Here is a 23,096-nt window from a genome sequence, read left to right on the forward strand (position 1 = left end):
GGCGCTTACTGCCTCTATTACCTCTATAGTAACGGTTTAGTTTAGTGATAATCAAACTTTGAATTGCTCAAGTAATTGCTCTTGATCAGTAATTTTATCAACTTGTGACTGCATGGTTGAATCAACACTTCTCGCTTCACTGTATACTGACTCAGAAATTTCTTTTATTGATGCGCTACTATTATTAACGTTGCTTACAATGTCATTTTGCTCGTGTAGCATATCGGCAATACGAGAGTTAAGTTCAACAATATGGCGAATAGCACTTCTCATATCCTCTAGCGCGTGGCGAGTTTGCTCAGCTTTATCTACTGTCTTCTCTACATAATCTTGGCTTTGCTTCATAACGGTAACCGCGCTTTCAGACCCTGATTGCAGTTGGTTTATCATGCCTCTAATCTCGGTGGTGGCCTCTTGAGTGCGCTGAGCAAGCGAGCGTACCTCATCGGCAACAACCGCAAAGCCTCTACCTGACTCGCCAGCTCTTGCGGCTTCAATTGCTGCATTTAAGGCAAGTAGGTTAGTTTGCTCTGCAATACTGTTTATCACAGAAAGGATTTGTTCGATGGCAGTAGATGAACTTTCAAGCTCTGTGACAACATTCATCGCTGAGCTGATTTGATTCGATAATGCTCCAATAGTATTGGTAGTTTCGGCAACGATAGCCTCACCCTGAATAGCAACCTGATCGGTGTCTTTTATCGCTTGTGCTGCCTCTTGGGCGCACTTAGTTACTTGATGCTCTGTTGCAGACATATGTGTCGTCGCATTATTTAATACCTTTATCGTTTCTAATTGTGTTTCTATGGCTTGACGAGACTGAGCCGCGACGTGAGATGTGTGCTGAGCATCGCTGAGCACTTCATGCCCTGAGCGTTGAATATTTACAATAAGTGTTCTTAATGTGTTGGTGAAAGCGTTAAAGTTCGTTGCTAAGGCAGAAAACTCGGGTTCATGGTTTGTGTTTAGTCGTACCGTTAAATCGGCATTGCCTTTTGCAATGGCAGCCATTGCAGTGTTGATTTCATCGAGAGGTCTTAATAGCCAACTTATAACGAGCGATAACAACAGTGTTGCCAGCACAACGGAAATAAACGCAAACACGGCTGCATTTCTTCTTAGTTGTGAGAGAGCGGCAAACACGGTGTTTTCGTCTAGCATGACCCCTAAATACCAGTCTAGGTCTGTCACTTCTTTAAATAGCACCAATTTATCTTCGCCATCGACCTTAACGTATTGTAACGACTCCGATGGTTTGATTTGGCCGAGAAATTCTGTTGAAGGCTTACCATTTAGGTTGACATCGGGGTGTGAGATGGTTGAGCCATCTTTGCTCACCATAAACGCATAACCTGCATCGAGCAGGTTAAATGAATTAATCATCTCGCCAAGTTTAGCTAAACTCACATCATAGAAAATAGCACCGCTAAATTGTCCTTGTTTAAAAACAGGCGCGCCTATCGACACAACGATTTCATTGCTGACCGCATCGGCATAAGGGGAGGTAATGATGAGTTCACGTGCATTTTTTGCATCGGTATACCAAGGCCGTTTTCTGGGATCCCAATTAGCACCAGGGTTCCAGCCGGGGTCGCTGGCAACGTATCGACCCGTTTGTTCTTCACCATACCCGATAAGTAGAAAAGCGTCGGTAAGCTGTGGTTGAGAAAGTATGGGAAAAGCGCCTTCTAAAGTATCTGTTGCAGCGACTAGGTTGGTTGTGAGCGCAGCTAAGTCGGTTGCCCCTTTCATTTGCGCTGTGACGGTATTACCAATCCCTTGAATTATCTCATTGATGCTCTGCGCCGTTTGCGTTTTTATTGCTGCACGTACTGATAGGTACTGAATAACAGATAAAACGAGTAACGCGAATAAAAGTACAAACGCAGAGACGGATACAACTTTGTGTTTAAACTTCACAGCCATACTCCAACAGTATTGATACATTAAAGTTATGACAGTTAATGAGAAAATGCCAAAACTTCTGCGCGACATTTGAAGGTATTTTGAATTGTTGCGTTTTTATCAGTTATTTATTCATTGTGCATCTCCTATTCTTTAAGACTTACAAGAGGAGAAAGCACCATGTACAAAGCAGTATTGGCAACAATTGTCTCGGCAATGATTCTCGCTGCATGCGGTGGCGGTTCAGGTTCCGACTCAAACGACACCACCACTACGCAACCAACCCAAAAAATCAACTAGCCTTTTAGGCGTATTGCTACACAGTAATAAAACAGGACTTCATTTGAAGCCCTGTTTTATTGTTTAAGGGAGGTAAATACTTCAGTTGATATTACAGGCATGTACATGATTACTTCATCCAGAACTTTGCTACTCACTAATAGCGCTTGAATGAAGAGTTTGACTCTATTTATGACCTTCGATGTTTATTGAATATCGCTCTATACCGCGTGATCTAATCCCTAAATATTCACCAACAGGAATACTTTTATTACGCATCTGATTTATTACTTCTCATGAAGCCTAAAAAGCGAGGCTATTTACCATGAAAGCAAGTGGCGCCTTTTTAACAATAAAGAAATTGGGTGTAATAGGGTGTAATTGACATTATCAAAACAATGCGATTTAATGGGATATTCAAAATTCCTAATTTTTTATCAACTAATTCAAAAGGTTAATGTAGGTGCTTTTAATGTCATTGAACTTCCTTGATAAGATATGCTCACGCTACTTAGAGCGAGGCTACTAAAAATAATTATTGCACATGAAGTTTGTATGGTTTAACTGACTTTAAATCATAATGCAAATGTGCTGCTGTGTGTATTGTCATATAGTGTCTACACATTCACAAAGCTTAGGAAAGCGAATATGAAAAAAAGCAACGAACCTTCTCAAACTTGGGGCGAAAAGCGACAGCTCAGCTCCGTTGATCCAAGCTTAGAGCGACTATTTAACCAATCACTACGTAGTCAACTTACCCGCCAATTAAAAGGTGATGCGTTTGCTAGCAGCAGTGTCTTGATAAAACACTGCTGTAGCGTTGTTGAAACCTTACTAGCAAAAACACAAACACATGAGCAGTTGGTGGCGGTTTTTGCTGACTTCTCAGAGTCATTGCTAGAGCTTTATCAAGAACTTGCGCTTCCCGAAGAAGAAGTGACACATTCCTATGTCAATGCCACAGGATTAGTAATGGCTGTCAAAGATGCGGTGTCGACAGTCAACGATATTTATCGGGTCAAAGCATTTATTCGTGGGCTTGATAAAGTGCTATCAAAGGTTGAAGGGCAAAGCCAAGAACCACTGCATCTGGTTTATCCTGCTTGTGGTCCATTTGCTCCCCTTGTTTTACCGCTTCTGTGTTATGTCAATGCACATACTCGTTACCAGCGCCCGTTAAAGATTACATTAATAGATATTCAGCCCGGTGCAAAAAAAGTGCTGGAGCGTACTGTAGAGAGTCTGGGTCTGGACACTGACAATATTGAGATACTCTGTATGGATGTAATGGAGTATAAACCAAGCGTGCCAATTGATATTTTAGTGATAGAGGCGATGCAGCATGGTTTGAGTAAAGAAGGACACATGAGCTTTATGCGTCACCTTGCAACGTTTCTAGCTGATGATGCTTACCTCCTGCCAAATGAAATAGTTGTGGAAGCACTACTTACTGTGCCACAGCGGGAATTTGTTGATCAATGGAAAGAACAAGAGCGCAGCCACTCAAGTTTTATAAACGAACAGATCCGCGCTGAGCGTATCTCTCTTGGCACCATTTTTACACTTAATATTACCACCTTAAAGCAACTTGCCATTATGCCTTTGGGCGATGGTTTTGATTTGATTGAGGCAAATCAAGTGACCATTCCACATAATGTGGAAGATATGTCTAAGCGTATTTTATTGCTCAGCGCCAAGCTGTTTGTCGATGACGAAGAGGTGATTGATCAATACGACTCTGGGATCACGCACCCGTTAGCGGATATGTCGGTGTGTATTGATTTTAAACCCAAGGCGTCTGAACCAGACGATTTACTCGTTAAAGGTGGCGATAAGCTCAAGTTTTATTACAAGCTCTGTGGCATGCCAGGCTTTTTACCTACTTTGGCGTAAGGGATTAATATGGAAAAAGTGATTTTATTGGCCAGCTCACCAGCCGCAACACCGGCAATTGAATGCTTAGCTCAGATGAATGCCCTTGCTGGTATATTAAGCGTGTACTGCCCTGAGTCAGTTGCTCAACAACATGCTGCGGCGGCGCAGCACTTTGATGTGCCACATGCCTATCATACAAATTTAGATGAAGATGTTTTGGCTTCTGCTCGGCAAACTTGGCAAGGGAGTCGATTCATTAGTTACCATTTACCCTATGAACCTCTATGTAAGTTGCAAAGCGCACAAAATATTGTGCAGGTTCAAGTTGCACAAAACAGCAATGCAACTGTTGAACATGCAGTGTTTCATAGTATTTATAGTCAGCAATCTAGCTGCGCGTTGATAGCGGTGTGTGTAAAAAAGCAAACCGTTTTATTAAGCCATGATGTCACGATAGATAGCCTCGATACTGCGGGCACCCTACACAAAAAGCTAATCATGCAATTACCTAACCTGTTACAACAGCTAGTTAATGACGTCGATAGCTTGGAACAAACTACGCTTTGCCGACCATTTGCCCCAAAGAGTTTGCCCACTCTGAATGAGGCAGACTTGTTTGTTCATTTGCAAACCGACAGTGCTGAGCAAGTCGTTGACTTAGTTCGTGCTGCAAATCCGTATTTTGGTGGCGCACGGTTACGTATTGGCCACGCGGTTTGTCAGTTATTACAAGTAACTATTAGCCCGCAGCCAACCTATGGCGTAAAAGCGGGCACCATTATTACGTTGTCAACCTCTGGCGGCCTAGTGCTTGCCCTAACAAATAAACAAGCGGTAAAAGTAGATGTGGTAAGCAGCAGCGAAGGGGTGTTTGATGGATACCGCTTTGCTATGCAGGCCAACTTACAAGCCGGAATGAATTTAAAATAAAAAAGAAGGATAAAACAATGAGTGCAGCTCCATTACTTGGCGATATCGAAATGGTGGGGTACAACTTTATACCTCGAGGGTATTTCGCTTGTACGGGTGGAATTATAAGTATTAGTACTAACACGGCCTTATACTCGCTATTGGGTGCCACGTATGGTGGTGATGGCCGTGTCAGTTTTGGTTTGCCTGATTTTCGAGGCCGTGGTCCGGTTGGGGAAGGGACTGGCCCTGGCTTAATACCCAGAATGCGAGGTGGTTTATATGGTTATGATCATATTACTTTGACTCCCTCTCACCTACCAGCACACAGTCATACAGCCACAGCGACAGCGACAGCGACAAGTGTTGCACAGGGCTTTGTTGGTAACTTAACCGTAAACGCGAAAAGCGGTTTGGGTAATACTGACAATGCAGATGGGGCTTATTGGGCAACTGGTGAGCTTGTTAATGGTCGAGTAACAACGCCTATTACCAAGGCATATTCGACCACATCGGATGTACAAATGGCCGGTGGGGCAGTAGAAATCAATGGTGAAGTTGGTCAGGTAAATACTGCTGTTGATGTTAAGGTCGATGTAGGAAGTACAGGCGCATCATCGCCAGTACCTAATTTACAGCCAAGCACTGTTATTAAGTTTGTAATTTCCGAGGATGGCACTTATCCATCACGAAGCTAGTGGTTTTTAGGGCGCTTAGCTTTGAGCGTGAGCGCCTTCATTATTTTTGAGGAGTTAGTTATGTATAGCGGCCAAATTAAGGTCGGCTTTCGTCAACTGGCCTTGAAAGGGTATATGCAGTGTTATGGAGATTATCAATGAGCATTGTTAGAATGCTAAATACGCTAGCCATTTTGCTTATTACATCAACGTCTTTTGCCATTAGTGCAAATACAGAACAAACAATCCGCTTCGCTGACATTGGAGGCATCGATTCTGGCGGCACAGGGTTTAGAGCCTTAACTAATCATACCGGCTATTTGATATCAAATAATTTAGAAGACCCGGGTGATGACACTATTAGCCCGGTGAGTGGAGGATCGCCCCAAACCTTTATATTTAAAGCCAATGGAGGCGATGTAACACACTTTGACGTCACTGATATTAAAATACATGCTTATGGTTCAACACAAATCAAACTGACTACAGCTACTCAGGTCGTTTTTAAAAATGCCAATGGTGATACACTTTCAAATTCAACGTTTAAACTGACAGAGCTGACTGAACTTTCAAACAGTACTTCGGCTGGTTTAGCTGACCTTTTTGGTTCTTTCTCTCCTGTTGCGGGCGTCTCTTCTATTGAATTTACAGTACATGAAAACGCGGGTGGAGAAGATATTCGTAACGTCTCCTTCCTTAGTTTGGTGGTTGATAATGTTAATGCGCAATCTGACACAGCCCCACCTGTTGTTTCATCAATCAACCTAAAAAACAGTCCTAGTGCTGGTGATGAATCTATTACCTACACCGTGACTTTTGATGAGTCAGCTTCAAATGTCTCAATTGATGACTTTACAGTTACCACCGTATCGGGAAACGCTAGAGGGTTTGTGAACAGTGTGTCGGGCTCTTCTGGCAGCACGATTGATGTCACAGTGGGCAATATCAGCGGTGCAGGCTCTTTAAGGCTGGACTTAAACAGTAATACTAATATTGTTGATGGCGATGGTAATGGTAATAGCAATAATGGTTATGTGGCCAGCTTTACTGGTGCGGTGCATACGGTAGATAGAGCTGCTCCAAACCTAGATAGTGCGCAGTCAAGCCCTCAGGATGGCGCAACCAGTATTTCACGTAGCGCAGATATCACGGTAGCATTTAGCGAAAATATCAAGCTTGGCGCGGGTAATATCACCTTATATAACGTTAGCGCAGCCAGCTCAGAAATCTTTTCTGTTACCACAAATTCGGATGGCACAACCACCACTCCTGGCGCAGGCAAGGTGAGTATCAGTGGCAGTAAATTGTATATTAATCCAGCAAGCGATCTTGCCTATAGCACAAATTACGCGGTTAAAATTGATAGCGGTGCCATATTAGACAGCTATAACAATGCCTTTGCGGGCATCAGCGATAACACCACTCTGAACTTTACCACCGAAGCGGCACCTAATGCAGCGCCGACAGTATCTGGCTCGCCGTCAGATATTAGTGTGTTAGAAGATACTGCAAGTAACGTTACTCTATCTGCAGTGCAATTTGCGGATGTCGATAACGATGCCCTCACGGTAACCTTAAGGGTCAATAACGGCACATTTGAAAGCTTATCGAGCGCAGGTACGTTAACTAGCCGTGCACTTTCGAGTGATAAAAAAGTGATCACCCTCGCTGGCAGTGCTGCGAATATTAACGCCTTTTTAGATACCGCAAGCAATATCACTTATAAATCAGCAACTGATGCCAGTGGTGACAACCAAGCACTGATCACCATCACCGCCAACGATGGCACTAATAACTTGGCGAGCAACCCAACGGTAAACATTGATATTACCGAAGTGAATGATGCACCAACGCTGAGCTTGGGTAGCAATATTTCAATTGGCGGAGACGCAGCAGCGGGTAATCAACAAGTGGTTGCTAACTTTGCGTCAATGAGCAGCGATGGTGACGCGAACGCAGTGCAATCGGTCACTAGTTACTTGGTGAGTGAACAAAGTGATGCGAATAATGTGGTCACCAATGTAGCAATTAACATAAGTGGTCAGTTATCTTACACGCCAGCATTGAATGTGAATGGCACTGCAACTATCGCGGTGCAAGTACAAGATAATGGCGGTACGGCCAACGGTGGGGTGGATACCTCTGCTGAAAAAACCTTTACCATCACGGTTGATACAATTAAGCCGACGGTAAGCTCGGTTACTACGTCCACGAGTGCAAGTTATAAAGAAAATGACATCATTGATTTTGTGGTTAATGTATCGGAAGCATTGGATGTAACCACAACCTCTGGCACTCCACGTATCGCCCTAAAAGTAGGGAGCACAACGCGCTATGCAAGTTACCATAATAGTAACGGCAGCAAAACCGCGCTGACTTTTAGATACACAGTACAGGCTGGCGATAATGATACAGATGGTCTAGAGCTGGGCAGTGTGGTAGATACCAATGGTGGCACAATCCAAGATGCGTCGGGCAATAGTTTAAATGTATCGCTGGCTAATGTGGCTGATTTAACGGGTATACGTGTTGATACTACACAACCTAAAGTGTCTTCACTGATGCCACCGAGCAATAAAACCTATACAGCGGGTGAAACGCTTGATTTTACCGCGACGTTATCCGAGTCGGTGACGCTAAATACTTCCGCAGGTAAGCCTCAACTTAATCTGACCATTGGTAGCAAAACGGTTGCACTTGATACCAGCACAACCACATCGCCTACTAGCCAATTACAATTCTCTTATACTGTGGTGCAAGGCGATGAAGATTTAGATGGAATCAGTATCACCAGTTTTGCGCTGAACAACGCAACTCTGAACGATACGGCAGGCAATACCTTTGATACCACGCTAAGTAGCGTTAATACTGACAACGTGCTGGTTGATACCATTGCCCCTACTGTTTCGAGTGTTTCTTCCTCAAAAGCTGATGGCACTTATAAAGTGGGTGATGAAATTGCGATTCAGGTGACGTTTTCTGAAAATATCACTGTAACAGGCGCACCTACTTTAACGCTTGAAACCGGTGATGTTGATAGAGTTGTAAACTTCACGTCGACATCTGATTCAGTTGTGACCTTTAACTACACGGTGAAAACGGGTGATGTTAGCAGTGACCTTGATTATATTTCAACGACTGCGCTGAGTTTGAACGGTGGCACAATTAAAGATGTAGCGGGCAATGATGCAACATTAACGCTGGCAACACCAAGTGCGGCCAACTCGCTTGCTGCCAGCAAGGCGTTAGTTATTGATGGTGTGGCACCAACGATTGATACTGCTGGCTCCTCAACTGCCAATGGTGGTTTTGGTGTTTCAGCAACTGGTGACTTAACGCTGAAGTTCACAGAAGCGATGCAACTTGGCACTAGCGGCACTATCACGTTGGTAGATAGTAACGGCAATGTAATTGAAACCTTTGCAGTTGACAGTCCTAAGATCAGCTTATCAGGTGACACCTTAACCATTAACCCAAGTGCTGCTCTGTCAGCAGGGTTGCGCTATGCCATCCGTATGGATGCGGGCTTTTTAACCGATAATGGCGGTAATGCCTTTGCAGGTTTTAGTGATAATACTGGTTTTGCCTTTACGGTTGCGCCGAATGTAGAGTTGAGTGTTGATAATACAACAGTCAATGAAAAAGGCGGCATTGCAACGGTAACGCTTTCTTTGAAAGATTCAGCTGGTAACGCGGTAACTGCAACCAATGCAGTAACGGTCAGTATCAATGTAACAGGCACGGCTACAGGCTCAGGTACTGATTACAGTCTCTCTGACAATATCAGCAGCAGTGTTACAATTGCCGCAGGCAGCGCCTCTAAAACATTTAAAGTAACTGCGGTGGATGACAGTGTTGTTGATGATAACGAAACTGTGATCATCGACATTGCAGCAATCACAACAAATAACGCCGTTGAATCTGGTACACAAACGGCGACTATTACGTTGGATGAAAACGATGCACCAGTCTTTGCTGACCTTGATGGTACCCCTACATTTACTGAAAATGGCTCAGCTGTGATATTGGATGCCAATGTAACGGTATCGGATACGGAGCTTGATGCACTGAGCAGTAACAGTGGTAATTATGATGGAGCAAGCCTGACTATCACACGAAGCGGTGCGGCCAATGCCAGCGATGTTTTTGCCAACACAGGTGCGTTAGGCGCATTAGTGCAAGGCCAGAATATTGAGTACAGTAATGTTGCTGTAGGTACGGTTACCACTAACAGCGCTGGTACCTTGAAGTTGACCTTTAACAGCAGCGCCACAACGTCCATTGTTGCAGGTGTATTGCAAAGTATTACTTACTCAAATAGCTCTGAAGCGCCAGATACATCAGTCACACTTGTGTGGGTATTTAACGACGGTATTGCAACTAGTGCGGGTACAAATCAAACGGTTGTTAGCATTACGGAAGTGAACGATGCACCAACATTAGATGATACCAAAACGCCTGTATTTACATCAATTATTGAAGATGTATCAGATGCCAATAACGTTGGTGTTGATATTGCTACGCTAGTGGTTGATAACTCAATCGGTGATGTTGATGGAAGTGCCGTTGAAGCCATTGCCGTTACCACAGTCGATAATACCAATGGTAAATGGCAATATACTACGGATAACGGTAGCTCTTGGGATGATTTCAGTGTGACATCAGACCAAATTGTTGACCTAACAGCCGTAGCTCGTTTGCTAGATGGGTCGCTCAGTGGCGCAAATACACATAAAGTACGCTTTGTTCCAAATGCAAACTACAACGGTACATCAAGAATGACTTTTGTTGCGTGGGATAAATCGGCGGGTACAGCTAGTGGCACGTTTGATGCTACATCTAAAGGTGGTACTTCCGCATTCTCAAATACCTCGGATACAGCAACAATCACTATCACATCTGTCAATGATGCACCACAGCAGTTACGCAACTCTGGCTTGAGCATAAGCGAAGGTAGCAAAGGCTTTATCCTAAAAGATAGATTCATGGCTGAGGATGTAGATGATGATAGCGAAAGTTTGACTTATACAGTGACTACATTACCGTCACATGGCGATTTGTATATCGATGCAAATAAAGATAAAAATCCAATTGACAGCGAAAAACTGTCGCTCAACGCAACCTTCACGCAAAAAAATGTCAACGACAAGATGCTAATTTATGTGCATGATGGCAGTGAAACCACATCAGATAGCTTTGTATTCTCGCTTGCTGATGGTGGTGAGGACAATGCGGCACCAGTGACTGGGCAAACCTTCAATTTTACCGTGTATCCAGTTAATGATGCTGTGTCTGTAACGACACCGCCTGCCAATGTTTCTGTAACAGAAGATGCGAGCTCAATCTTGGATTTATCGGCTATAACGATTATTGACCCAGATAGCGCGAGTGTAACATTGACGATTAAAGTGGATAAGGGGTCATTTGATACACCTGCTGATGGTTCAGCGATTGGTGTAACTGCTACCTTATCATCAGATGGGAAAACCATTACTTTAACAGGAGCACCGAGTGCGATTGATACCTACCTCAATACGGTTTCAAATCTTACATACACAGGTGAGGCTAATAGCCAAGGTAATGATCAAGCACTGATCACTATCAGCGGCAGTGATGGCAGTAGTTCAGGGCAGCTGGCAACAGTGAATATTGATATTACCGATGTCAACGACGCACCTGTTATCAATAACCTGAATGGTGATCAGTTTGATTACAATGCCTCAGCGCAAAACTTTGTGATTGTTAATCAAAACAGTGCAGTTACTGTTACTGACATTGATACTGACACCTTCAATGGTGGGATATTAACCGTGTCGATTGTCAGTGGTGCACAAACTGCGGAAGACGTCTTAGCAATTGATGACAGTAGTACTGAAATCTCGCTTAACAATGGCCAAGTTGAATACAACCAAACAAGTGTGGGTAGCTACACAGGCGGTAGTAACGGCAGCGCGCTGACTATTACGTTTAACAACAATGCGACCAATGCGATTGTCGCAACTGTGATTAACGCAATAGAGTATGATAACAGCCAAAACTCTGCGGGTACGGCGGGCGAACGTGTCGTGCGTTTTGTCCTAACTGACGGTGAAGGTGGTACTTCTGCTCACGCTGATGTGACGATTAATGTTTCAGTGAACACAGCGCCGACTTTGGTTTTAGCAGATTCTGTAGAATACACAGAAAATGCTGCGGCAACAGTACTTGACTCTCAAGCAACTGCGGATGACGCAGATGGAGACAATAGCTGGCAAGGCAATGGGGCTAAACTAGTTGCCTCAGTGACAACTAATGGATTGGCGCAAGATAGCTTAAGTATTGCCACAGATGGCGACTTTAGCATCAGCAATGGCAACATTAGTTACCAAAGCACAATCATCGGCACTATTGAAGAGACAAGTGGCACCGCGAATGACGGTATAGTGACTGCGAGCGATAAGTTAACTGTGCACTTAAGCGCAGCGAATAATGCTATCGTACAATCGCTTGTTAGAGCACTTCGCTATGAGAACACATCAGAGAATCCTTCCACATTGAACAGAAGTGTTACCGTGAAACTGACTGATGTACTCGCAGGTACTGTTTCTGATTCAATCAGTATTGTCATTAAGGCGGTGAATGATGCGCCGACGATTACAGGCATCCCAGTGACGACGGTTGCGCAAGGGGCTGCATATTCCTTTACTCCTACCGGACAAGATGTTGACTCAACTCAGCTTACTTATTCTGTTGCTAACAACCCTAAATGGCTAAGTATCAATAAAAACACTGGTACTTTGACAGGTACTCCAGGTAATGCGGATGTTGGTGAGAATAGCGCCATTGTTATTACTGTGTCTGATGGTGAACTAAGCGCAAGTCTAGCGGCATTCAATTTGACTGTCACAAATGTCAACGATGCGCCAACAATTACAGGTTCGCCAAAAGCACAAATCAATGAGCGTCAGTTATATACCTTTACACCTGAAGCGGTAGATATTGACGGTGACAAGCTGACATTCACCATTACCAATAAACCAACCTGGCTTACTATTGATAGTGCGACAGGTACATTGTCTGGTACGCCAGGGCAAAGCGATGTAGGTACGACCGGTGAGATGGTGATGACAGTGTCTGATGGTACATTACAAGCAAGCCTTGAAGCCTTCTCTGTGACCGTAATCAATGTCAATGATGCGCCTACGATCTCAGGTCAGCCTGCACGTTCAGTAGTTGAAGGAGACCGTTATAGCTTCACGCCTAGCGCATCGGATATTGATAGCCAGAACTTAACGTTTAGCATCACAAACAGACCGTCATGGGCATCATTTAATCCGCAAACTGGTGAGCTATCAGGCACGCCTACGGGTAGTGATGTTGGTGTGACAGCTAATGTGTTGATCAGTGTATCAGATGGGGCACTGTCAGATTCATTAGCGCCATTTAACCTCACAGTGACTGTACGAAATACCGCGCCAATTGCAGATGACCAAGCAGTACAGGTTAATGAAGACAGCCGTGTGAATATTGTCGCCAAGGCAAGTGATGCACAAAACGATAGTTTGACATTAACGGCGCAAACGCAGCCTCAAAATGGTGTATTAAGCGCAGTTGAAAATGGCTGGATTTATATTCCTAATGCCAATTTCAATGGTCAAGATAGTTTTACATACGTAGCCCGTGATGAAGCGCTTACGTCTGATGTTGCAACGGTCACAATTACAGTTAACCCTGTGAATGACGCACCGACTGCACAAGACGATAGTTTAACACTCAACAAAACGGCTAATGACAACTATACCATTGCGGTATTGGGCAATGACGCTGATATTGATGGTGATGTACTGAAAGTTGAAGGGGTGACAGCAAGTATTGGTACCGCAACGGTAAGCGGTGCAACAATAAGTTACCAAGCACCTGACGACTTTACAGGCTCAGTGTCACTGTCATATTCGGTAACCGATGGCAATAAAGGTCGCGCGAGTGCGAAAGTTAACTTGGTGATAGAGGGCAATGATAATACTCAAGCACCAACCCTTACAGTACCGGCGGATCTAACGGTAGATGCCACAGCACTTTACACCAAGGTAAACCTAGGTGTTGCCTCAGCAAAAGATGCACAGGGTAATGTACTGCCAGTAGCTTTGGTTGACTCAAAAATGGTATTTGCTCCGGGTAAACATGATGTCTATTGGCGTTCTGTGGATAGCTCTGGACTTGAATCTATTGAACTTCAAAGGCTGAATGTAAACCCGCTTATCTCTTTGAGTAAGGATCAAATTGTATCTGAAGGTTCAACGGTGACTGTACAGGTACTGCTAAACGGAACTTCACCGACTTATCCACTAGAAATTGGTTATACCATTGGTGGTACTGCATCTTTTGACGACCATACTGCACGAAGTGGAACAGTCGTTATAGATAAGGGAACACAGGCGGAAATCAGTTTTGATGTGGCAGCCGATGGTGCATCGGAGCAAGACGAGACGGTAACGGTTAGCTTGTCTTCTGCATTGAACTTGGGCAATAAACATCAAACTACGATTACTATTCGTGAAAGTAATGTGGCACCAACGTTAGATCTCAACGTTTGGCAACAAAACGAAACGAGAATAAAGGTAAGTCAAGCTGGTGGACTTGTGACCATTAAAGCAGCGGCTAAAGATGCTAATAAAACCGATACATTAACGGTAAGTTGGTCATCAGATTTAAGTAACCTCAGTACCGAGCCTGCGCAATTTGTGTTTGATCCAACCGCTATAACGCTTGGAGTACATGCGGTGAAATCAATGGTAACTGACAATGGTTCACCTAGCTTAAATACCTCTGAGACAGTCTATGTTGAAGTTGTCGAGCAGTTAGCTGCCTTGAATGATACTGACACAGATGGTGATCTTATCCCGGATAGCGAAGAGGGCTACCAAGATAGTGATGGTGACGGTATTGCCGATTATCTTGATGCGATTAACGAGTGTAATGTCGTACCTGCACAAGTTAATAATCAAACTGCGTTCTTAGCTGAAGGTGAGCCTGGTGTTTGTTTACGTCGTGGAGCGGTGTCGGTACTAAGCAGCAGCGGTGGCTTACAAGTTGAATCTGGATCGCAAACCGGTCTTGTAAGTGATACACAAGCGACTAATGTAGGTGGTATTTATGACTACATCGCTTATGGATTACCTGAGCAAGGTCAAAACTATAGCTTGGTGCTACCGCAGCAGTTACCAATTCCAGCAAATGCAGTTTATCGTAAGTATACTCAAGCCAAAGGCTGGAGCGACTTTGTTGAAGACGAAAACAACCAAGTGTTCAGCTCTGCTGGTGCTATCGGTTACTGTCCTCCACCGGGTGCTACGCAGTGGCAACCGGGTCTAACAGAAGGTCATTGGTGTGTTCAGATTGTCGTACAAGATGGCGGACCAAATGATGCAGATGGAGAAGCTAATGGTACCGTGGTGGATCCAAGTGGTGTTGCGGTTTACCACAGTGATAATGCTAAGCCAGTAGCTAATGCAGACAACGCAAGCTTACCTTGGAATAGCAGCATTGCAATTGATGTGTTAGCGAATGATAGTGATGCTGATAACGATAGTTTATCTCTGTCTCAAGCTTCTGCTCAGTTTGGTGAAGTGACAATTACTGCACAGCAAACACTGATGTATGTTGCAGCAGAGCAGTTTGTTGGCACAGATGTAATTACTTATAGTATTACTGACGGCCAAGGTGGTACTGCGCATAGTCAGGTAGTGGTGGAAGTAATGGGTAACCGAGCGCCTGTTGTACAGGGTGAGCTAGTGACAGCCATGCACCACAAAGCGACAGTGATTGATGTATTGGCAAATGACAGCGACCCAGATGGTGATAGCTTGACCGTTAGCTCAGCTTCAGCGACTAATGGTAAAGTAACAATTGTATCGGGTGAGAAGCTCAGCTACTTGTCTAACCTTGGGTTCGCTGGGGTTGATACAGTTAAGTATGTAGTGAGCGATTCGCAAGGAGCAAGTAGCAACGGTACGGTGCAAATTCAGGTAATTGCTAATCGTCTACCAGTTGCAAAACCAGACTTAGCTCAGGTTAATGCTGGTGCTAGCATTAACATTGATGTGCTAGCAAATGACAGTGATGCTGATGGAGACACGCTAACGATTATCGAAGCGTCAGCGGCTCAAGGTACGGTCAGCATTTCTCAAGATGGGGTGTTAACCTATATTGCAAAAACTGGATTTGTTGGTATTGACACTATTACATACATGCTTAGTGATGGTTATGGTAACGCTGTTGCTGGTACCGTTAGTGTGACTGTAAAAGCTTCGGACACCAATAATGTTAAAGTGCAAAACAAATCGTCTGGTGCGGTATCGATATGGATATATTTGATCATGCTACTGGCGGTATGTAGAAAGCGCTCAACAAACTGCTTTCAAAAGTGGTGAGTAAGACAGTGCGACAAGTAGCTTGATCGGTTAATCGAACAACGTTACTTTCACTGCTAAAAGGCTGCAACTAAGGTTGCAGCCTTTTTTATTGGTGGCGGATCACCATTGCCCATTACCCAAAGAGCTTGATCTTGCGTGTAGTGTGATGACTTTTTAATAAGTAATACCAATTTGCTTAATTAAGTGGTCTATTTTGAGGCGAGAAAATCTTGTCGATCACTCCGCTACCGCGTCCTGCTATCGCTAAGGTACTCACATCCATTTAAGCAAGGCAAAAATTTTGCTATTTAGTTGTTCTAAATAGCAAAATTTTTAACGCTGTTAGCGTCAGATTTACTCCTTCAAATTGAGCAAGTATTAAGTCAAATTGGTATAAGCTTTGCGAGAGGAGGTTGGTAATTTAGCAGGTGTGCAAGATTGTGTGCTCTTGTGACTAGTAAAAATAGAAAACCCAGATAAGCACATAGAGCAAGACGCCGGTTAGCTTCTACTTCAAAGTTTTTATTCTTTTAATTGGAACGAATGACAGGGGATTGGGAAAATGACAATAAAAAACACCACAGATCCGAAGATAAGTGGTGTTTTAAGGTGTGTTGTATCAATCGCTATTAAGCGTTTTCAAGTGCCGTACGCGGGTCAACATATTCCATGTTGAAGCCTTCAGCTACTTCTTTACACGTTATCTGACCTTTTAGAACGTTTAAGCCGTCCATGAAGTGCTTGTCATTTAGTAACGCTGCTTTGTAACCCAAGTTTGCAAGCTTGATGATGTAAGGAAGCGTTGCGTTATTTAGCGCGAATGTTGAAGTGCGAGGTACTGCACCAGGCATATTAGCTACACAGTAGTGAACTACGTCATCAACAATATAAGTAGGCTCTGCGTGTGTTGTCGCTTTAGACGTCGCAATACAACCGCCTTGGTCGATAGCTACGTCAACAATTGCTGCACCAGGCTTCATTGCTTTGATGTGTTCAGCAGTCACAAGCTTAGGAGCTGCTGCGCCAGGAATTAGCACGCCACCAATTACAAGGTCAGCTTCTAATACGTGCTTCTCTAGTGCATCAGCAGTAGAATAAATAACTTTAGCTTGGCTACCAAACTGTGCATTTAGTGAACGTAGTACGTCGATGCTACGGTCAAGGATAGTAACGTCTGCACCTAGACCTACCGCCATTTGTGCTGCGTTACGGCCAACCATACCACCGCCGATCACAACAACTTTAGCGGGTTCAACGCCCGGTACACCACCAAGTAGCATACCACGACCTTCACGTGACTTTTCAAGCGCTTGAGCACCAGCTTGGATAGACATACGGCCAGCCACTTCAGACATTGGTGCTAGTAATGGAAGACCACCGCGTGTGTCAGTTACTGTCTCGTAGGCTATACAGATTGCACCGCTCTTAACTAGATCTTCAGTTTGAGGAAGGTCTGGTGCAAGGTGAAGGTAAGTGAATAGAATTTGGTCTTCACGTAACATCGCACGCTCAACAGCTTGAGGTTCTTTAACCTTAACAATCATATCTGCTGTTGCAAATACTTCAGCTGCAGTGCCTAAAATTTTAGCACCAACCTGAACATAATCTTCGTCAGTAAAACCAATGCCGATACCAGCATTGGTTTCAACAACAACTTCGTGACCGTGATTGATTAGTTCACGAACGCTCGCAGGAACCATACCAACGCGGTATTCGTGATTTTTTATCTCTTTAGGTACACCAATAATCATAATATTCGCCTCAAAATAAGAACGGAGTAAAATTTTTGACTATTATATTTACCTATAGCCAGTGTGTCTCACTGTTTTAATATTTAAAGGTAGTGATATACTCTAAAATAACAAGCTATTTAGGATAAAAAACTACCTTATGCACCAACAACTAGACAGAATCGACAGAAAGATTTTAGTCGAACTTCAAAAAGATGGCAGAATTTCTAACGTAGAATTAGCAAAACGCATTGGTTTAAGCGCAACACCTTGCCTAGAGCGGGTCAAAAAGTTAGAACGCGAAGGTTTTATACGCGGTTATAAAGCCGTAGTTGATCCTGCTAAACTCGGGCAAGGGCTTTTAGTGTTCGTGGAAGTGACAGTGAATAAAAATTCACCAGATGTGTTTGATAGATTTAATCAAGCGGTGAAGCAACATGACGAGATCATAGAATGTCATTTGGTTTCTGGTAGCTTTGACTACTTACTTAAAACACGCGTAACCGATATGTCTGAATACCGTGGGGTATTAGGTGAGATACTCCTTAAATTGCCAAATATAAGTGAGAGCCGTACTTTTGTAGTGATGGAAGAAGTAAAAGGAGAGGAAGGAGAAGTAATAAAACCTTGTGCACCTTGAGGTATTTCTTGGTAAGGTGTAAGTATATACAGCAATACTAACGCAAATCACTAATTTGCTGACATTTTGGGCTTGATATGCCCAAAAAAGAAACAAAAAAAAGGTTTAATTACAATGCGCTTAAATGGTGTGCAACGCCTCTTAGAGACAGGTCTGATTGTAAGCACGGCAGCAGCAATATTTATGTTGTGTGCGTTGATAAGCTTCGACCCAGCAGATCCTGCTTGGACTCAATCCGGCGAATACGTAAAAGTAAATAATATAACCGGTGCTGCTGGTGCATGGTTAGCAGATATTTTGTTGCTGAGTTTTGGGTGGCTGGCATTTTTGATCCCCGCAGCAGTGCAATTTCTTGGCTATTTACTGTTTAAAAAGCCACATAAGCTCCTTCAGCTAGATTATACAACCCTTGGGCTACGCCTTATTGGTGCGACACTCTTCATCACCTCAGCAAGTGCCATTAGCAGTATTAACTTTGATGATATCTACAACTTTTCATCTGGCGGTGTAGTAGGGGATGTTGTCGCCGGCGCCATGATGCCTGCCTTTAATTTTACGGGGACCTCTATATTACTGTTATGTTTTTTCTTTGCGGGTATGACATTACTTACCGGTGTTTCTTGGGTGGAGTTTGTTGATTATCTTGGAGAAAAAGTCGTCGCTGGGCTACGCTGGTTGGTAAACAAGCTTACCACTAAAGATGAGCAACCAGCAGATAAACTGGATACTGTAAAAGCTGAGCCGGAATTATCAACGGCTAGCGCGCCTGTTAATGAACCGAAATTCAGTGAAGGTCTTGGTGATGCCATGGAGCCTGTCTTAAACGATGACATTATCCACCAGGAGTCAACAAATGATGAAGAGACACCAAGTGGTCTTGGCAAATTAAAAGATAAATTGTTCAGAAAAACCAACGATACAGCGATTCAAACCTCAGCGTCAGACACAGTTACAGAGGCGGCACCTAAGCAAGAGCCATGCGTTTTCGATGAGCTTGACGATATCTTGGAGCAAGAGATTAATTTTTCCGCAATTGAGGATGAACCATTAGATACCGTAGCTGCGCTCAATGCGCTCGACGAAGCGCCGGTTCATGAAACTAAGGTTGTATCCCCAGCACGGCCACTCAAAACAAAAAACAGTGAAACAACGAGCACAAAAGGGTATCAGCCACCACCGAGCGCAAAAGAGCAGTTCGAAGCATTATTAGAAGCCCAGCCTCCGGCAGACCCATTACCGTCACTGGAACTTCTTGATAGACCCGATAAAGCTAAAAACCCAATATCACAAGAAGAGCTTGATCAGGTTTCACGGTTGGTAGAAACCAAGTTGTTAGACTTTAATGTTCAAGCCAGCGTGGTGGGAGTTTATCCAGGTCCTGTAGTAACGCGCTTTGAACTTGACTTAGCACCAGGTATTAAAGTTGCAAAAATTACTGGTCTTGCCAAAGATCTCGCTCGCTCTTTGTCAGCGGTGAGTGTGCGAGTGGTAGAGGTAATACCAGGTAAGACTTATGTAGGTTTGGAGTTACCTAACAAACACCGTGAAATTGTACGTTTATCTGAAGTGATAGACGCGCCTAAGTTTGAACAAAACCCATCACCGCTGACCATGGTGCTAGGTAAAGATATCGCTGGACAACCCGTAGTGGCAGACTTAGCAAAAATGCCACATCTGTTGGTTGCAGGTACCACTGGCTCTGGTAAGTCAGTGGGCGTTAATGTCATGATCTTAAGCTTGCTATATAAATCTCCTCCAGAAGATGTGCGCATGATCATGATAGACCCAAAAATGCTTGAACTTTCTGTTTATGAAGGGATCCCACATCTATTATGTGAGGTTGTCACTGACATGAAAGAAGCTGCGAATGCGCTACGTTGGTGCGTTGGGGAAATGGAACGTCGCTATAAGCTGATGTCAGCGCTTGGTGTGCGTAATCTAAAGGGTTACAACCAGAAGATTAAAGAAGCAAAAGAAGCGGGACACCCCATTGTTGACCCACTTTTTAAAGACACTGATGGTATGGCGGATGAGCCAGAAATGCTAGATAAGCTCCCGAGCATCGTAGTGGTCATCGATGAATTTGCTGACATGATGATGATTGTTGGTAAAAAAGTGGAAGAGCTAATCGCGCGTATCGCTCAAAAAGCACGAGCTGCCGGGATACATTTGGTGCTGGCAACACAGCGCCCTTCGGTTGATGTAATTACCGGCCTAATTAAAGCAAATATTCCAACGCGAATGGCCTTCCAAGTATCGAGCAAGATTGATTCACGAACTATTTTGGATCAACAAGGCGCTGAAAATTTACTTGGTATGGGGGATATGTTGTATTTGCCTCCAGGTACCAGTGTACCGATACGTGTCCATGGCGCGTTTGTTGATGACCATGAAGTGCACGCGGTAGTTAATGATTGGAAAGCGCGAGGTAAACCTAATTACGTCGAAGAGATCCTATGTGGGGAAGCAACGGAAGATATCTTGTTACCAGGAGAGGCACCAGAAGGTGGAGATGACGAGTCTGATCCGCTGTACGATGAAGCGGTTGGCTTTGTAATAGAAACAGGTAAAGTGTCAGTGTCGAGTGTTCAGCGTAAGTTACGAGTGGGCTATAACCGTGCTGCTCGACTGGTAGAACAGATGGAAATGTCTGGTGTCGTGAGTGCACCTGGACATAATGGCGCACGAGAAGTATTGGTAAAAGGCGGAGCCAATTAATGAAGAAGTTTAATAAAATAGCATTACTTGTGATGCTATCTAGCATAACGATGCAACCAGCTTGGGCCGATGAAGCCGCAATGCAGAGCCTAAAGGCCAAGCTTGCTAATTTAACCAGTTTTCAAGGCGAATTTTCGCAAGTAGTTAAAGATCAAGAGGGCAATGAATTACAGTCAGGCACAGGTAGCATTGTACTTGCACAGCCTTTGAAGATCCGATGGCAGCAAGAGATGCCAGACGATACGCTTTTTGTCTCAAGTGGCACAACGACCTATTATTATGATGCCTTTGCAGAACAGGTTACGATTTTAGATACAACTAAACTGATTGATACAACACCTTTTGTTCTGTTAACAACGCAAGATAATAGCCAGTGGTCTAAGTATGCGGTAAAACGCGAAGGCGACGCGTACTTAATCACGCCCAAGAACAGAGTTGACTCTCAAGTTGAGCAATTGGCGTTGATGTTTGATGTTACCAATGAGGGGCTTGCACAATTAACGGTGAACGACATTTCAGGCCAAATCTCTACATTTAATTTCAGACAAAGCAAAGTTAATGTGCCCGTCGCTGAGCGCACTTTTGAATTTGTTATCCCTGAGGGAGTGGTCGTGGACGACCAAACAGGCGTTGACTAGTTTAGGCTTTGATTTTACCCCAGATGTTAGACCGTTGGCCGCTAGAATGCGGCCAACCACGTTAGCGCATTATGTTGGCCAAAGCCACATTTTATCAAAAGGCTCTGTATTGTATCGAGCTATCGCCTCAGGTCGCTGCCATAGTCTTATTCTTTGGGGCCCACCAGGTGTTGGTAAGACCACGCTTGCACAAATTATTGCTAATTACGCAGATGCGGAGCTTATTCAACTCTCAGCGGTCAGTGCTGGAGTAAAGGAAGTACGCGAAGCGGTGATTGATGCCAAAAATCAACTTGCTCAAACTGGTAAACGAACATTATTGTTTGTCGATGAGGTTCACCGATTCAATAAGTCGCAGCAAGATGGCTTTTTGCCCCATATTGAAGATGGCACCTTTACTTTTATTGGCGCTACGACTGAAAACCCATCTTTTGCACTGAATAATGCTATTTTATCGCGAGCACGGGTATATACTTTACAACCCCTAGATGAAGCCGAATTAATACAGGTACAAAAAGATGCACTAGCCAGAGATGTGCAACTTTCCAAACACGCAATTGAAATCGACCATGATGCGCTAAATCTGATAGCCAAAGCTGCCTCAGGTGATGCCAGAAAAGCACTTAATTTACTAGAGCAGGCGATAGACTTAGGGTTTGACCCAGATATAAATCGCTATGTAGTCAATGAAGCAATATTGCAGCAGGTATTGCCAAGTCAACTATCAAACTATGACAACAAAGGCGACCTCTATTACGACCTAATCTCTGCGTTTCATAAGTCCGTTCGCGGCAGTGCTCCTGATGCTGCACTTTATTGGTACTGTAAAATATTAGCAGGAGGGGGCGACCCTTTATATGTTGCCAGACGGCTACTAGCCATTGCCACGGAAGATATTGGCAATGCTGACCCAAGAGCCATGCAAGTTGCGCTCAATGCGTGGGATATTTATCATCGTGTAGGTCCAAGCGAAGGTGAGCGTGCAATAGCACAGGCCACGCTATATCTAGCCAGCGCCCCAAAAAGTAATGCTGTGTATATGGCGTTTAATCAAGCAAAACACGACGCTCAGAGCGACCCTAATTATCCAGTGCCGGAACACCTTAGAAACGCTCCAACAAAATTAATGAAGGAAATGGGCTTTGGTGAGGAATACCGCTACGCTCACAACGAGCCTGGTGCCTTTGCAGCAGGAGAGAACTACTTTCCTGAAGCCATTCATGAGCGCCAATACTATCAGCCTACGCAAAGAGGCTTGGAAAAACAAATAGCGGAAAAACTTGAATATTTGAAAGCGCAAGATCTACAAAGTACCAAAAAGAGGTACAAGTAAG

General features: G+C 44.0%; 10 protein-coding genes. 8 read left to right on the top strand and 2 right to left on the bottom strand.

Features of this window, described 5'->3' with window-relative positions:
- Positions 1-51: 51 nt before the first annotated feature.
- On the bottom strand, positions 52-1,926 hold the full coding sequence (locus F9Y84_RS07985) for a methyl-accepting chemotaxis protein (RefSeq protein WP_211091575.1): 1,875 nt from the start codon (positions 1,924-1,926) through the stop codon (positions 52-54).
- A gap of 906 nt (positions 1,927-2,832) precedes the next feature.
- On the opposite strand from F9Y84_RS07985, the gene F9Y84_RS07995 reads away from it, so the two are divergent.
- From F9Y84_RS07995 to F9Y84_RS08010, 4 genes are all read left to right on the top strand, one after another.
- A complete protein-coding gene (locus tag F9Y84_RS07995; RefSeq protein ID WP_147389709.1) occupies positions 2,833-4,077 on the top strand; it encodes an SAM-dependent methyltransferase in 1,245 nt (414 codons plus the stop codon).
- A gap of 9 nt (positions 4,078-4,086) precedes the next feature.
- Complete coding sequence (locus F9Y84_RS08000; protein ID WP_147389711.1) at positions 4,087-4,989, top strand: hypothetical protein; 903 nt, start codon at positions 4,087-4,089, stop codon at positions 4,987-4,989.
- Positions 4,990-5,006: 17 nt separating this feature from the next.
- The gene (locus F9Y84_RS08005; protein ID WP_147389713.1) at positions 5,007-5,666 is read left to right on the top strand and encodes a phage tail protein; all 660 of its coding nucleotides are present in this window, start codon (positions 5,007-5,009) and stop codon (positions 5,664-5,666) included.
- 137 nt (positions 5,667-5,803) lie between these two features.
- Positions 5,804-16,054 (top strand): Ig-like domain-containing protein, encoded by a 10,251-nt coding sequence (locus F9Y84_RS08010; RefSeq protein WP_147389715.1) that lies wholly within the window; start codon positions 5,804-5,806, stop codon positions 16,052-16,054.
- A gap of 611 nt (positions 16,055-16,665) precedes the next feature.
- Here the strand turns inward: F9Y84_RS08010 and ald are convergent.
- Positions 16,666-17,787: an alanine dehydrogenase gene (gene ald / locus F9Y84_RS08015; RefSeq protein WP_147391188.1), complete on the bottom strand. Its 1,122-nt coding sequence runs from the start codon at positions 17,785-17,787 to the stop codon at positions 16,666-16,668.
- A 139-nt stretch (positions 17,788-17,926) separates the two neighbouring features.
- On the opposite strand from ald, the gene lrp reads away from it, so the two are divergent.
- The 4 genes from lrp (at position 17,927) to F9Y84_RS08035 (ending at position 23,095) form a co-directional block, all read left to right on the top strand.
- Positions 17,927-18,406 (top strand): leucine-responsive transcriptional regulator Lrp, encoded by a 480-nt coding sequence (lrp, locus tag F9Y84_RS08020; protein WP_125251392.1) that lies wholly within the window; start codon positions 17,927-17,929, stop codon positions 18,404-18,406.
- 114 nt (positions 18,407-18,520) lie between these two features.
- Entirely contained in the window at positions 18,521-21,124 is a 2,604-nt protein-coding gene (locus F9Y84_RS08025; RefSeq protein ID WP_147391189.1) for a DNA translocase FtsK, read from the top strand.
- Positions 21,124-21,762: an outer membrane lipoprotein periplasmic chaperone LolA gene (gene lolA, locus F9Y84_RS08030; RefSeq protein WP_128732711.1), complete on the top strand. Its 639-nt coding sequence runs from the start codon at positions 21,124-21,126 to the stop codon at positions 21,760-21,762. The genes F9Y84_RS08025 and lolA overlap by 1 nt, the downstream gene beginning before the upstream one ends.
- Positions 21,755-23,095 carry a replication-associated recombination protein A gene (locus F9Y84_RS08035; protein ID WP_147391191.1) on the top strand — a complete coding sequence of 447 codons (1,341 nt, stop codon included), beginning with the start codon at positions 21,755-21,757 and terminating at the stop codon, positions 23,093-23,095. Before lolA ends, F9Y84_RS08035 begins: the two co-directional genes overlap by 8 nt.
- Position 23,096 lies beyond the last annotated feature (1 nt).

This window comes from Pseudoalteromonas peptidolytica, from assembly GCF_012641745.1.
In the GTDB taxonomy this organism is placed as follows: Bacteria; Pseudomonadota; Gammaproteobacteria; order Enterobacterales; family Alteromonadaceae; genus Pseudoalteromonas; species Pseudoalteromonas peptidolytica.